Raw genomic sequence first — 13,593 nt, 5'->3', positions numbered from 1 at the left:
GGAAGCGTGCGCCTTCTCGTTGTCGAGGACGACAGGACTCTCCACCAGCAGATCGTGACGGCCCTGGAACATGCGGGCTACGCCGTCGACTCCGCCTTCGACGGGGAGGAGGGGCAGTTCCTGGGTGAGACGGAACCCTACGATGCCGCGATCCTCGATCTCGGCCTGCCCAAGGTGGACGGCGTCTCAGTGCTGAACGCCTGGCGGCGCGAGGGGCGCAAGATGCCGGTGATCATCCTGACGGCCCGTGATCGCTGGAGCGACAAGGTCCAGGGTTTCGATGCCGGCGCCGACGATTACGTGACGAAGCCCTTCCACATCGAGGAATTGCTGGCGCGGGTGCGGGCGCTTCTGCGCCGGGCCACGGGCCACGCCACCAGCGAGATCACCTGCGGGCCGGTCAAGCTCGATACGCGCTCCGGCCGCGTGGCCGTGGACGGAAACCCGATCCGGCTCACGTCGCACGAATACCGGCTCCTGTCCTACCTGATGCACCATACGGGCCGCATCGTGTCGCGCGGGGAGCTCACCGAGCACCTCTACGACCAGGATTTCGACCGCGATTCCAACACCATCGAGGTGTTCATCGGCCGACTGCGCAAGAAGCTCGGCGTCGACATCATCCAGACGGTGCGCGGGCTCGGCTACCTCCTCGACACTGGCCAGACGACCGGGACGTGACGGCGAAATCGTCGCTCCTGGAGCGGCTGGCGAGCCGCTCGATCGCCGTCCGCCTCGCGATGTCGGCGGTGTTCTGGAGCTTCGCGATTCTCCTGATTTCCGGTCTCATCCTGTCGACCCTCTACCGGGACAACACGGAACGGGCCTTCGACCAGCGCCTCCTGGTCTATGCCAATACGCTTGCGTCGAACCTCGTGGCGCCCGGCGATCCTGACCGGGATCTCGGGCCCGTGGGCGATCCGCGCTTCGAGCTGCCCCTGTCGGGATGGTACTGGCAGGTCGGCCGGCCGGACGCAGCCCCGCGGGACGTGCGCTCCTCGAAATCCCTTTTCGGCGGGCAGCTCCCGGCGCTTGCCCCGCCGGGCACGGACGTGTTCGGCCAGATCCGGCGCGGCTACGGCAAGGCCCCGGACGAGCGGGAGCTGCGCATGGTCGAGCGGGACATCGACCTGGGAGAAGATGGGCGCTTCGTCATCCGCGTCGCCGGTCCGGCGGACGAGATCGTCGACGATGTGCGCCGTTTCCTGTTCGCACTCACGGTCACGTTCACGCTGTTGGGCCTGGCCCTCGGCTTCACGACACTTCTACAGATTCGGTTCGGCCTGCGGCCTCTCGCCAACCTGCGCAATGCCCTCGGGGCCATTCGGCGGGGCGAGGCGGAGCGGGTGGTGGGCGAATATCCCCGCGACATTGCGCCCCTCGCCAAGGATCTGAACCTTCTCCTCGAGACGAACCGGGAAATTCTGGAGCGGGCCCGCACGCAGGTCGGCAATCTCGCCCATGCGCTCAAGACGCCGCTCAGCATCGTCGTGAACGAGGCCGAGAACGCTCCCGAAGACGTGGCGGCCCGGATCCGCGAGCAGGCCGCTCTCATGCGCGACCAAGTGAATTACTATCTCGACCGCGCCCGGGCGGCGGCGCTCGCCGGCACCCTCGGAACCCTGACGGAGGTCGAGCCGGTGATCGAGGGCCTGACTCGGACCTTCACCAAGATCTACCGGGACAAGGACCTGGACATCGAGGTTGCGATTCCCGCCAGCCTGCGCTTCAGGGGCGAGCGCCAGGATCTCGAGGAGATGGCCGGAAACCTCATCGACAACGCGGCCAAATGGGCTGCGAGCCGGATCTCCGTGACGGCCGAGATGCTGCCCGAGGACGACGAGCGTCCCTGTTTCCGCCTCCTGATCGACGACGACGGTCCGGGCTTGCCGGAGGCGGCACGGACCGAAATGATCAAGCGCGGCCGGCGGCTGGACGAGACCAAGCCGGGCTCGGGCCTCGGCCTTTCAATCGTCAGCGACCTCGCGGTGCTCTATCGTGGAGCTCTGCGGCTCGATGCCTCGCCTCTAGGGGGGCTAAGGGCCATCCTTGAATTGCCTGGGGGCGGAAATTGACCGTGGAAGGATTTGCGCGTGACACCGTGCCACCGTCGTGCTTGAGCGAAGCCCGCGGTAAGTAGGCACTCATGATGATCTGGGTCATTCTCATGGCGATGACGGCGGCGGCCGTGATGGCGGTCCTGTGGCCGCTGTCGCGTTCTGGCGCACTGGCGGGGCAGGCCGATCCCAATACTCAATTCTACCGCGACCAGATTGCCGAGATCGAGCGCGACCGGGACAGGGGCGTTCTCCTGCCGGAGGAGGCGGAAGCCGCGAAGGCGGAGGCCGCACGGCGGCTGCTCCGCGCCAGCGGATTGAAGGACGTGGCGGCCGTCGCTGTCGGCGAGCCGGCCCTGCGCCGCCGGCGCGCAGCCTCGACGCTTGCCCTGTCGGTGCTGCCCATCGTGGCGCTTGCGATCTACGGGGCCTACGGCTCCCCCCATCTCCTAAGCGCGCCGCCCGGCGCCCAGCTGCAGCGCGAGGCGGACAAGCTCGATGTCGGCACAGCCGTCGCGCAGATCGAGGCGCATCTGGCCAAGCAGCCGGAGGACGGGCGCGGCTGGGACGTTCTGGCTCCCGTTTACCTGCGGATGGGCCGCGCGGACGATGCCGCAAAAGCTTATGAATCGGCCCTGCGCTACCTGGGTCGCGATGCAGGGCGCCTCGCCAATTACGGCGAGGCCCTGGTGATCGCCCGGGAGGGCACGGTCACGGCGGAAGCGCAAGCCGCTTTCCAGGAGGCCTTGTCCCTCGATCCGGCTTCCGCCAAGGCGCGGCTCTACCTCGCTCGGGCGGCCGAGCAGGATGGGAAGATCGACCAGGCCCGGGCCGCCTACAGGGACATTCTGTCCGCCGCGCCCCCCGATGCGCCCTGGCGCGGCTTCGTGCAGGAGCAACTCACCCGGATTGATGCAGATCAAGGCGCATCCGGCCAGACAATGCGAGAGGGCCCCAATGCCGATGCCATCGCCGGCATGGTCCAGAGCCTCGCGGACCGTCTGGAGAAGCAGGGCGGCAGCGTGGACGAATGGGGGCGCCTCATCCGCTCCTATGCGGTTCTGGGACAGCGCGACAAGGCTGTGGCTACCGCGCGTCGCGCCCGGGAGGCGCTGGCGCAGGACAAGCCCGCCCTGCAGACCATCGACGCGCTGGCGCAGGACCTGAAACTGACCGATTCCGCACCATGACCCGCAAGATCCGAACTCGAAAGACCCGTCGCCTCACCATCATCGCCGTCGCCGGCTGCGTCCTGGCGGTCGCGCTCGGCCTCGTGCTTTATGCGATGAACGACACCATCGTGTTCTTCAACTCGCCTGCCGACGTGCAGGCCAAGAACGTGGCGCCCGGCACCCGCTTCCGCCTCGGCGGCCTCGTGAAGGAGGGCTCCGTGCGGCGCAGCGACAATCAGCAGGTGGATTTCGAGGTCATGGACGCCCAGAGCTCGATCCGGGTGCATTACCAGGGCCTTCTTCCGGACCTGTTCCGGGAAGGGCAGGGGGTCGTCACCGAAGGGCGCCTGGACTCGTCCGGCGTGTTCCGGGCCGACACGGTGCTTGCCAAGCACGACGAGAATTACATGCCCCGCGAGGTGGCCGACGCTCTCAAGCGCCAGGGCCATTGGCAGGGTGAAGCGAAGGCGTCCGAGCCGACGCAGCAGAACTAGGGAGTTGCCTCCGTGTTGGTCGAGGCCGGACATTTCGCGCTCGCGCTAGCGCTGGGCCTGTCCCTGATCCAGTTCGTCGTCCCGCTCTGGGGCGCGCGGGCGAACGATCCTGTGCTGATGGCGGTAGCACCGTCCTCGGCGCTCGCCGTGCTGGGCTGCGTGACCTTCGCGTTCCTGGCCCTGACAATGGCGTATGTGACGTCCGACTTCTCGGTGCTCAACGTCGTCGAGAATTCCCACTCGACCAAGCCGCTGATCTACAAGATCTCCGGCGTGTGGGGGAACCACGAAGGCTCGATGCTCCTGTGGGTGCTGATCCTCTGCCTCTTCGGAGGCGTGGTGGCGCTGGCGCGCAACAGCATCCCGGCGCGGCTCCAGGCCAACACCCTGGCGGTTCAGGCCGCCATCACGGTGGCGTTCCTGCTGTTCATCCTCATGACCTCGAACCCCTTCCGGCGTCTTGTGCCGGGGGCACCTGAGGGGCAGGACCTCAACCCGCTCCTGCAAGATCCCGGTCTCGCGATCCACCCGCCGCTTCTCTACATCGGCTATGTGGGCTTCTCGGTTTCGTTCGCGTTCGCCTGCGCGGCCCTGATCGACGGGCGCATCGACGCGGTCTGGGCCAGGATCGTCCGCCCCTGGACGCTCGCCGCCTGGTGCTTCCTGACGCTCGGCATCGCCATGGGGTCCTACTGGGCCTATTACGAACTCGGCTGGGGTGGCTGGTGGTTCTGGGATCCGGTCGAGAACGCCTCCCTCATGCCGTGGCTCGCCGGCACGGCCCTTCTTCATTCCACCGTTGTGATGGAGAAGCGCGATGCCCTGAAGGTGTGGACGATCCTGCTCGCCATCCTGACCTTCTCGCTCTCGCTCCTCGGCACTTTCCTCGTGCGTTCCGGCGTCCTGACTTCGGTTCATTCCTTCGCGGTGGATCCGGCCCGCGGCACCTTCATTCTGGGCATCCTCATCGTCTTCATCGGCGGATCGCTCGCGCTCTTCGCCTGGCGGGCACCGATGCTCCAGCAGGGCGGCCTGTTTGCCCCCATCTCGCGGGAAGGCGCGCTGGTGGTGAACAACCTCTTTCTCGCGAGCGCCTGTGCGACGGTCTTCATCGGCACGCTCTATCCCCTCGCGCTCGAGGTGCTGACCGGTGATAAGATCTCCGTGGGCGCGCCGTTCTTCAACGCCACCTTCCTGCCCCTCATCCTGCCGCTGCTCCTGCTCCTGCCCTTCGGGCAAACCCTGGCCTGGAAGCGCGGGAACTTCCTTGGCACGGCCCAGCGGCTCTATGCGGCTTTCGGCCTGTCGCTTCTCGTCGTCCTCGTCATCCTCGCCTACACCCATGGCGGCCCCGTCGGAGCGCCGTTCGGCATCGGGCTCGGCGTCTTCCTGATTCTCGGCTCCCTCAACGAGATCGTCACCCGCTCGTGGACCCGCGGAAAGCCTCTGAGCATCGCCTGGGCGAAGGCCCGCGGCCTGCCGCGCTCCACCTGGGGCACGGTGATCGCCCATGCGGGCGTCGGCCTCGTTGTGCTCGGCATCTCGTTCACGGCCTGGGACGTGGAGACCCTCGGCACCCTGAAGACAGGGGATCGTCTCGGCGCCGGACCTTATGAAATGCGCCTGGAGCGCATCGTGCCGCGTCAGGCGGACAATTACCGCGAGGATGCGGCGCTCTTCCGGGTGTTCCGGAGCGGCCGCGAGGTCGGGACGGTGGAGAGCATGAAGCGTCTCTACGTGACCCGCGGCATGCCGACCACGGAGGCCGGCATTCTGACCTCGGGCCTGAGCCAGGTCTATGTAAGCCTCGGTGAGATGCAGCCCGACGGGTCGCTGGGCGTAAGGCTCTACTACAAGCCGCTCGTGCTGCTCATCTGGCTCGGCGCGGTCGTGATGGCCCTCGGCGGCGCCCTGTCGCTGACGGACCGCCGCCTGCGGATCGCCGCCCCGGCGCGCGCGAAGACCGGGCCCGTGGCCCCGGTTCCGGCGGAGTAGACGATGCGGATCGTTCTCGCATTCCTTGTGGCCCTCATCCTCTGCGGCCAGGCCCTCGCGGTACAGCCCGACGAGGTGATGAAGGACCCGGTGCTGGAGCATCGCGCCCGCGAGATCTCGGCGGGGCTGCGCTGCATGGTCTGCCAGAACCAGTCCATCGACGATTCCGACGCCCAGCTCGCCCGGGACCTGCGACTCCTCGTGCGCGAGCGGCTCGCGGCCGGCGACACCGACCGGCAGGTCAGAGATTTCCTCGTCCAGCGCTACGGCGAATTCGTGCTCCTGAAGCCGACCTTCAGCGCCCACAACCTCCTGCTCTGGCTGGCGCCGCTCCTGGTCCTGATCTGCGGGGCCATCGGCGCTTTCATCCATCTGAGGCGCCGCCCCAGGGCGAGCGCCACCCTCGACGAGGACGAGCGCAGAGCGCTCGAGGCCCTGCTGAAGCGGGACTGAAGGGGGCCGCCCCAACCTTACGAACATTTCATGCCCAGGTGAGTGTACCGTAAGGGGGGAGGGACCATGTTTGCTCTCATCACGAACCCAAAAGGTTCTTCGAGGAGAGACAGACCATGTTGGACAAAGCTTCCACGCCTGCCCGCAAGCGCATGACGAAATGGCTCGGTGCCGCCGCTGTCGCCGCCCTGATCGCCGGCGGAGCCGTCGAGACCGGCCTCGTTGCCCCCAACCCAGCCCATGCGGAACTGCGGTCGATGGCGCAGCCTGTCCAGGGCATGCCGTCCTTCGCGGACGTGATCGACCGGGTGAAGCCCGCGGTGATCTCCGTCAAGGTCAAGGTCCAGAACGTGGCGAGCCGCGACCAGGGCGATGACGAAGACCAGTTCGGCATGCACGACCTGCCTCCCGGCATCCAGAAGTTCTTCCGCCAGCTTCCTGACCAGTTCCCGAACCAGGGCGGCCCGCGCGGACGCGGCCAGCAGCCGCGCCAGTTCGGCCAGGCTCTCGGCTCCGGCTTCTTCATCTCGGCTGACGGCTATGCGGTAACCAACAACCACGTGGTCGAGAACGCCTCCTCGGTGACCGTGACCATGGACGACGGCAAGGAGCTGAGCGCCAAGGTGATCGGCACCGACCCGAAGACCGACCTCGCCCTGATCAAGGTCGATGGCGGCAGCGACTTCCCGTACGTCCGCCTCGCCCCCCAGAAGGCGCGGATCGGCGACTGGGTGCTGGCGGTCGGCAATCCGTTCGGCCTCGGCGGCACGGTCACGGCCGGTATCGTGTCGGCCCAGCACCGCGACATCGGCGCGGGCCCCTATGACGACTTCATCCAGATCGATGCGCCCGTGAACAAGGGCAATTCGGGCGGGCCGACCTTCAACCTCGCGGGCGAGGTCGTGGGTGTGAACACCGCGATCTTCTCGCCCTCCGGCGGCAGCGTCGGCATTGCGTTCGCGATCCCGGCCAGCACGGTCGAGCAGGTGGTCGCGTCCCTGAAGGACAAGGGCACCGTCACCCGCGGCTTCATCGGCGTGCAGATGCAGCCGGTGACCAAGGAAATTGCCGAGGCGATCGGCCTGAAGGAGCCCAAGGGCGCCCTCGTGGCCGACACCGTAAAGGGCAGCCCGGCCGAGAAGGCGGGCGTCAAGACCGGCGACACCATCGTGGCGGTCGACGGCGAGACCATCAAGGAGGCCAAGGACCTCTCCCGCAAGGTGGCCCAGGTCGCCCCGGGCAAGAGCCTGACCCTCACCCTCTACCGGGACGGCAAGGAACGGACCGTTACCCTGGAAGTCGCAACTCAGCCGAAGGGTGCGTAACGCGCTCCGAGGCGACAAGATGGATGCCGGGCTCTCCCCCAGCCGCATGTCCCTCGCGTCGGGCCCGGCATCTTCGCCCGCGGCAGATCGGTCTCCCCCTCCAGGGCCGGTCTGCCGCCGGGCTCATTTTTGCTGACGACATCTTTTGCTATAAGCATCGCCATGCGGATTCTGATCATAGAGGACGACCGTGAGGCGGCCTCCTACCTCGTCAAGGCGTTTCGGGAAGCGGGCCACGTTGCCGATCAGGCAGCGGACGGGCTTGACGGCTATGCCATGGCCGAGGCTGGCGACTACGACGTGCTGGTGGTCGACCGCATGCTGCCCAAGCTCGACGGGCTGTCGCTCATTCGCTCGTTGCGAGAGCAGAAGGTCGAGACCCCCGTCCTGATCCTCTCGGCTCTCGGCCAGGTCGACGACCGGGTGAAGGGCCTGCGCGCCGGTGGGGACGATTATTTGCCCAAGCCCTATGCGTTCTCGGAGCTTCTCGCCCGGGTCGAGGTGCTCTCCCGTCGCCGGGCCGCGGCGCCGAATGCCGAGCCCACAACGTACCGCGTCGCGGATCTCGAACTCGACCGCCTGTCGCACCGGGTGACGCGCTCAGGGCAGGAAATCGCGCTGCAGCCGCGCGAATTCCGTCTGCTCGAATACCTCATGAAGAACGCCAATCAGGTAGTGACGCGCACCATGCTCCTGGAGCATGTGTGGGACTATCATTTCGATCCGCAGACCAACGTGATCGACGTTCACGTGTCGCGGCTTCGGGCCAAGATCGACAAGGGCTTCGACAAGCCGCTCATCCACACCATTCGGGGCGCCGGGTACACGGTGCGGGTCGGGCCTGCAGAGGGTGAGGAATGACCAGGGCCGCGTCCGCGATGTCGGCCCTCGGAGCACTCTTCCGCACCACCGCTTTCAAGCTGTCCTTCGCGTATCTCCTGGTTTTCGCGCTCTTCGCGTTTGCGGCTCTCGGCTACGTGGCCTGGAACGCACAGCGCCTGCTCTCCGACCAGTTCGCCTCCACCATCGACGCCGAGATCAACGGCCTGTCCGAGCAATACCGCATCGGCGGCCTGCGCCGCCTCGTCAACATCGTCGAGCGGCGCTCCCGCGCGCCGGGCGCGTCCCTTTACCTCGTCACGACGAATACGGGCGAGAAGATCGCCGGCAATGTGGGCGCCCTGCCGCCCGGTGTGATCGACCAGCCCGGCCAGTTCGAGACCGATTACGCCCGCACGGAGGATGCGGACGCGCCGCCGAGCCACGCGCTTGTGCGGGTCTATCTGCTGCCCGGCGGCTTTCGCCTGCTCGTAGGGCGCGACATGGAGGAGAGCGCCCGCCTGCGCAACGTGATCCGCCGCGCTTTCGGCTATTCGCTTCTGTTCATCAGCGTGCTCGGCTGCGGCGGGGCGTGGTTCATCACGCGTCGGGTTCTCAAGCGCATCGACGACATGACGGAGACCACCCGGGTCATCATGGCGGGCGACCTCAGCGGCCGGCTGAGAGTGGCCGGGACCGGTGACGAGCTCGACCGCCTCGCGAACAACCTCAACAACATGCTGGATCGCATCGGCGAATTGATGCACGGCATGCGTGAGGTGTCCGACAACATCGCTCACGACCTCAAGACGCCGCTCACGCGCATGCGCAACAAGGCCGACGAGGCCCTGCGCCTCGCCAAGACACCCGAGGAACTCAAGACCGCGCTCGAAACCAATATCGAGGAGAGCGACAACCTCATCCGGATTTTCAACGCGCTCCTGATGATCGCACGGCTGGAGGCCGGCAATGCCCGGGAGGGGCTGTCCGATTTCGATGCGGCGGAGGCGGTGCGCGATGTCGCCGAACTTTACGAGGCCCTCGCCGAGGAAGCCGGCATCCCGCTCGAGATCCAGGTGGAGGACGATCTGCCGATCCACGGCAGCCGCGAACTCCTGGGGCAGGCTGTCGCCAATCTCCTCGACAATGCCCTGAAATATGGCGCGCCGCCGGACGACGGCGGTCCGGCTCGGCCCATCGCAGTCGCGGCGCGACGGGTCGGCTCCTCGGTGGAGGTTGTGGTGGCGGATCGCGGGGCCGGTATTCCGGAGGCGGAGCGCGGCCATGTGCTCGAACGGTTCGTGCGCCTGGAGACGGCCCGCTCGCGCCCCGGCTTCGGCCTGGGACTGAGCCTTGCCACGGCCGTCGCAAGGTTACACGGGGGCGTCTTGCGGCTGGAGGATAACGGTCCGGGTCTCCGGGCCGTGCTCGTCCTGCCGTTACGGACGTCCGGTGTGCCCCTGCTCGGTTCGGGGGCAGCTGCCTAAAACCCGGGCGGGACGGGAGCACATATTTCGGTTGCCTCCCATCGCCTGCCGTGGAGACTGGCCCGGCATGAGCGTTTCCCGGAGCCACCGTGTCTGACCCCAGCCTTTCCCTTCTTGACCGCCTGAGGCAGGCGCCGCCCGTGTCGGACCGCCGGAAGGCCAAGGCCCAGCTGGCGGATTTCAACGAGCGAGTCGCCGACACACCCGACGCCATCGCTCTGGGGGAGGGGCTCCCGCGCGACCTGCTCCTGTCGCTCGCCGATCATTCCGCCTTTCTCTGGCAGCTGATCCGGAATGAGCCGGCCCGCCTTGCGGCCCTGATGGCAGCCTCTCCTGAGGAAACCCACCGCGCCGTCGTTCACGACCAGGCTAATCTCTTCCGCCGCTTCAAGGCGGGCGAAATCCCCCGCGACGAGGTGGTGCGCCTCTTCCGTCACAACCGTAACACCCATGCGCTGCTCGTAGCGCTCGCCGATATCGGCGGGGTCTGGAGCGTGGAGGAGGTCACGCAGGCCCTGTCGGAATTCGCGGATGCCTCAGTGAGCGGCGGCGTCAACCTCGTTCTCACCGAGATGGCGGATCTCGGCCGCATTATCCTGAAGGATCCTGATGCGCCGGGCGAAGGCTCGGGCTTCACGGTTCTGGCGCTCGGCAAGCACGGGGCAGGGGAACTCAACTATTCGAGCGACATCGACCTCGTGGTGTTCTTCGATTCCGCCACTGAGGCCCTATCCGACAATACGGAAGCCGCGACCTTCTACACCCGCGTTGCCCAGCAGCTCGCAAAGCTTCTGCAGGAGCGTACGCCGGATGGCTACGTGCACCGGGTCGATTATCGCCTGCGCCCGGATCCCGGCTCGACGCCGACCGCGGTGTCGCTGCCCTCGGCCTATACCTATTACGAAACGGTCGGCCAGAACTGGGAGCGCGCGGCGCTCATCAAGGCCCGGCCGGTGGCGGGCGATCTCGCACTCGGCGAACGGTTCCTCGACGACCTGCGCCCTTTCATCTGGCGCAAGTATTTCGACTTCGCGTCCATTGCGGATGTGCATGCGATGAAGCGGCAGATCCATGCGGTGCGCGGGCATGACGAGATTGCGGTCGCCGGCCACGACATCAAGCTCGGGCGTGGCGGCATACGCGAGATCGAGTTCTTCGTACAGACGCAGCAGCTCGTTTTCGGCGGGCGCCGCCCGGCCCTGCGGGGACGCCGCACCCTCGACATGCTGCGCGCGCTTCACGAAGAGGGCTGGATCACCGAGCAGGCGAGGGACGAGCTATCCCATGCCTACCGCTTCCTGCGCGGCATCGAGCATCGCCTTCAGATGGTGGCCGACGAGCAGACACAGCGCCTGCCCGCCGACGAGGAGGAGCTGACCCGTTTCGCGAAGTTCTGCGGCTATCCCACGCTCAAGGCTTTCGCCAATGCGCTCACCGAGCAGGCGCGCATCGTACAGGGGCATTACGCGCTTCTGTTCGAGGAGGGGCCGGAGCTCGCCTCCGACGTGGGCAACCTCGTCTTCACGGGCACGAGCGACGACCCGGACACCCTGGCGACCCTGGAGCGTCTCGGCTTTCACGATCCCGCCCGCGTCGCCGAGACGATCCGCGGTTGGCATTTCGGCCGCCGCTCTGCGATCACGAGCAACCGCGCCCGCGAGGTTCTGACCGAGCTCGTCCCGGCGCTGCTTTCCGCCCTGGGCGGAACCGCCGATCCTGATGGCGCGCTCGCAGCGCTCGACCGGGCCTTCGGGCGCATGCCCGCAGCCGTGGAGCTTCTCACCATTCTCCAATCCCATGACCGCCTGCGCCTGCTTTTCGCTGACCTTCTCGGCACCGCGCCGCGCCTCGCCGACACGGTGGCACAATCGCCTCATGTTCTCGATGCGCTGATCGATCCGGCCTTCGGTCAGCCGCTGAGCGATGACGATGCCATCGAGGCGCAGGTCAGGCAGCTGATCGGCCAGCCGGGCGACTATGAGGATTTCCTCGACCGTGCCCGAGACGCCGCGCGGCAGATGCGCTTTGTCACCGGTGCCCGGCTTCTCTCCGGTATCCTCTCGCCGACACAGGCAGGGCAGGCCTATGCGGCCATTGCGCGGGCGATCCTGCGCGCATCCTTCGATCAGGTGCGTGCCCTGTTCGAGGCCGATCATGGGACGGTGCCGGGTGGACGCATCGCCATCCTCGGCCTCGGTCGTCTGGGCTCGCGGGAGCTGACGGCGGGCTCCGATCTCGACCTCGTCGTCATCTACGATTTCAACGAGGAGGACCGGGAGAGCAGCGGCCCGCGCAGGCTCGACGCGGTCGTCTACTACACACGCCTCACCCAACGCCTCGTGGCGGCGCTCACGGTGCCGACCCGGCGCGGCCGCCTCTACGAAGTGGATCTGCGCCTCCGTCCACAGGGGGGTAAGGGCCCCGTCGCCTCGCAGATCAGAGGATTTGCCGCCTATCAGAAGGAGGAGGCGGATCTCTGGGAGCACATGGCCCTCACCCGGGCCCGGGTTCTGGCCGGCGATGAGGATTTCGGCGCGGAGGTCTCGACCCTGATCGCCTCCATCCTGGCGACGGCGCGGGATCCGAAGCATGTCTTTCGCGAGGTGCGCGCCATGCGTGACCTGATCGGACGCGAGAAAGGCGACAGCGACCCCTGGGACCTGAAGCTGGCCCGCGGCGGCCTGACGGATCTCGATTTCATCGCCCAGGCGCTCATCCTAGCCTATCCGGACAGGATCCCGGCGATACCGGGGTCGACGACCGCGGAAGTCCTTGCCCGCGCACGGATAGCGGGCCTGATTTCAGAAGCCGACGGGGCCACCCTCACAGACGCCGACATGCTTATGAGCGACCTGTTCCAGTGGCAGCGCCTGATGATCGAGGGCCGCTTCGATGGCGCCTCGGTCCCACCCGTGCTTCTGAAGAGGCTCGCGACGGTCGCCGGACTGCCGACGCCCCAAGCCCTGCTCGACCGCCTCAAGGACGTCCGGAGCGACGTGCACAAGCTTTTTCGGGCTGTCCTTGTTGCATCTTCAGGTTGAAAGCATCGGCTTCGCCGAGCGAGTGCAGCTAGAGAATAGGCTAAGTATTCGCTGTTTTGATGGATCTCCATGGCCAGACGTAGCGTAACTTTGGCGCGTCTTACGGTTGCGTTGATCCTAGCATCATTGGCCTGCGCACAGTCAGAGCGGAGCGAATGTGCGATGTGTAACTTGTCGATGTAATAAAGTTATATAATCTCTTCCTCGTTCGGTCTGGGTTACGACCGGATCTGCCGAACCGTCATCGTGCGACGGGCAGCAAAGGCCGGAACGGTGCAAGCCGATCCACTCCGGTCGCGAGTTAAGGGGGAGAAGACAATGGCCTATTCGATTTGGGATGCTTTCCAGTCCTACTGGAACAACTCCGGCGGTGGCGGAGCCGCCGGGGGCAGGGCTTATACCGGTATCTGGTATGGCGGGACAGGAAGCGGCGGAAGCATCACAGGCCATGTCATCGGCGGGGTCTTTGATGCACTCTTCTCTGGCGATGAGCCTGCCACGGAGCAAAACTCCTCTGGGGACGAGCCCTATATCGATATGGATCTCCTTTATGACCAGGAGCTTGGAATCACCTTTGTAAATGAGCCTTCACCAGGTCAATGCGCTTTCGAGATAAGCCATCGGCTAGACCAGGCTCCAGCTACGCCTATCAACTATCACCTCCTGCCGGCAGAGTATTGGAGGCTCGATGGTCGCGTTCACTGGTGGTGGGATACGGTGACTGTGAGGTTCCCAGATGGATCGTCCTAT

10 protein-coding genes are annotated in these 13,593 nt (G+C 66.4%); all 10 read left to right on the top strand.

What is annotated here, in order from left to right; genetic code table 11:
* The first annotated feature begins 6 nt into the window (after positions 1–6).
* Entirely contained in the window at positions 7–681 is a 675-nt protein-coding gene (locus tag C4E04_RS14070; protein ID WP_109598222.1) for a response regulator transcription factor, read from the top strand.
* A 59-nt stretch (positions 682–740) separates the two neighbouring features.
* Positions 741–2,075 carry a sensor histidine kinase gene (locus tag C4E04_RS14065; RefSeq protein ID WP_109601140.1) on the top strand — a complete coding sequence of 445 codons (1,335 nt, stop codon included), beginning with the start codon at positions 741–743 and terminating at the stop codon, positions 2,073–2,075.
* A gap of 71 nt (positions 2,076–2,146) precedes the next feature.
* Positions 2,147–3,247 (top strand): c-type cytochrome biogenesis protein CcmI, encoded by a 1,101-nt coding sequence (gene ccmI, locus C4E04_RS14060; RefSeq protein WP_109598220.1) that lies wholly within the window; start codon positions 2,147–2,149, stop codon positions 3,245–3,247.
* Positions 3,244–3,723 (top strand): cytochrome c maturation protein CcmE, encoded by a 480-nt coding sequence (gene ccmE / locus C4E04_RS14055; RefSeq protein ID WP_109598218.1) that lies wholly within the window; start codon positions 3,244–3,246, stop codon positions 3,721–3,723. The genes ccmI and ccmE overlap by 4 nt, the downstream gene beginning before the upstream one ends.
* Before the next feature lie 12 nt (positions 3,724–3,735).
* Positions 3,736–5,718 (top strand): heme lyase CcmF/NrfE family subunit, encoded by a 1,983-nt coding sequence (locus C4E04_RS14050; RefSeq protein ID WP_109598216.1) that lies wholly within the window; start codon positions 3,736–3,738, stop codon positions 5,716–5,718.
* Between the two features lie 3 nt (positions 5,719–5,721).
* Positions 5,722–6,171, top strand: coding sequence for a cytochrome c-type biogenesis protein (locus tag C4E04_RS14045; RefSeq protein ID WP_109598214.1), 450 nt, complete (start codon positions 5,722–5,724; stop codon positions 6,169–6,171).
* Positions 6,172–6,287: 116 nt separating this feature from the next.
* Positions 6,288–7,496: a trypsin-like peptidase domain-containing protein gene (locus tag C4E04_RS14040; protein ID WP_109598212.1), complete on the top strand. Its 1,209-nt coding sequence runs from the start codon at positions 6,288–6,290 to the stop codon at positions 7,494–7,496.
* A gap of 162 nt (positions 7,497–7,658) precedes the next feature.
* On the top strand, positions 7,659–8,357 hold the full coding sequence (locus C4E04_RS14035; protein ID WP_109598210.1) for a response regulator transcription factor: 699 nt from the start codon (positions 7,659–7,661) through the stop codon (positions 8,355–8,357).
* Complete coding sequence (locus C4E04_RS14030; RefSeq protein ID WP_245416108.1) at positions 8,354–9,802, top strand: ATP-binding protein; 1,449 nt, start codon at positions 8,354–8,356, stop codon at positions 9,800–9,802. The genes C4E04_RS14035 and C4E04_RS14030 overlap by 4 nt, the downstream gene beginning before the upstream one ends.
* Before the next feature lie 89 nt (positions 9,803–9,891).
* Positions 9,892–12,843 (top strand): bifunctional [glutamine synthetase] adenylyltransferase/[glutamine synthetase]-adenylyl-L-tyrosine phosphorylase, encoded by a 2,952-nt coding sequence (locus tag C4E04_RS14025; RefSeq protein WP_109598207.1) that lies wholly within the window; start codon positions 9,892–9,894, stop codon positions 12,841–12,843.
* Positions 12,844–13,593 lie beyond the last annotated feature (750 nt).

This window comes from Microvirga sp. 17 mud 1-3 (assembly GCF_003151255.1).
Lineage (GTDB): Bacteria > Pseudomonadota > Alphaproteobacteria > Rhizobiales > Beijerinckiaceae > Microvirga.
This window is presented reverse-complemented; position numbering and strand designations above follow the sequence as displayed.

Bases quoted from the DNA above. Each gene is read 5' to 3' on its own strand.
- C4E04_RS14065 (WP_109601140.1), top strand. From the start codon at position 741: ATGTCGGCGGTGTTCTGGAGCTTCGCGATTCTCCTGATTTCCGGTCTC.
- ccmI (WP_109598220.1), top strand. From the start codon at position 2,147: ATGATGATCTGGGTCATTCTCATGGCGATGACGGCGGCGGCCGTGATG.
- ccmE (WP_109598218.1), top strand. From the start codon at position 3,244: ATGACCCGCAAGATCCGAACTCGAAAGACCCGTCGCCTCACCATCATC.
- C4E04_RS14045 (WP_109598214.1), top strand. From the start codon at position 5,722: ATGCGGATCGTTCTCGCATTCCTTGTGGCCCTCATCCTCTGCGGCCAG.
- C4E04_RS14040 (WP_109598212.1), top strand. From the start codon at position 6,288: ATGTTGGACAAAGCTTCCACGCCTGCCCGCAAGCGCATGACGAAATGG.
- C4E04_RS14035 (WP_109598210.1), top strand. From the start codon at position 7,659: ATGCGGATTCTGATCATAGAGGACGACCGTGAGGCGGCCTCCTACCTC.
- C4E04_RS14030 (WP_245416108.1), top strand. From the start codon at position 8,354: ATGACCAGGGCCGCGTCCGCGATGTCGGCCCTCGGAGCACTCTTCCGC.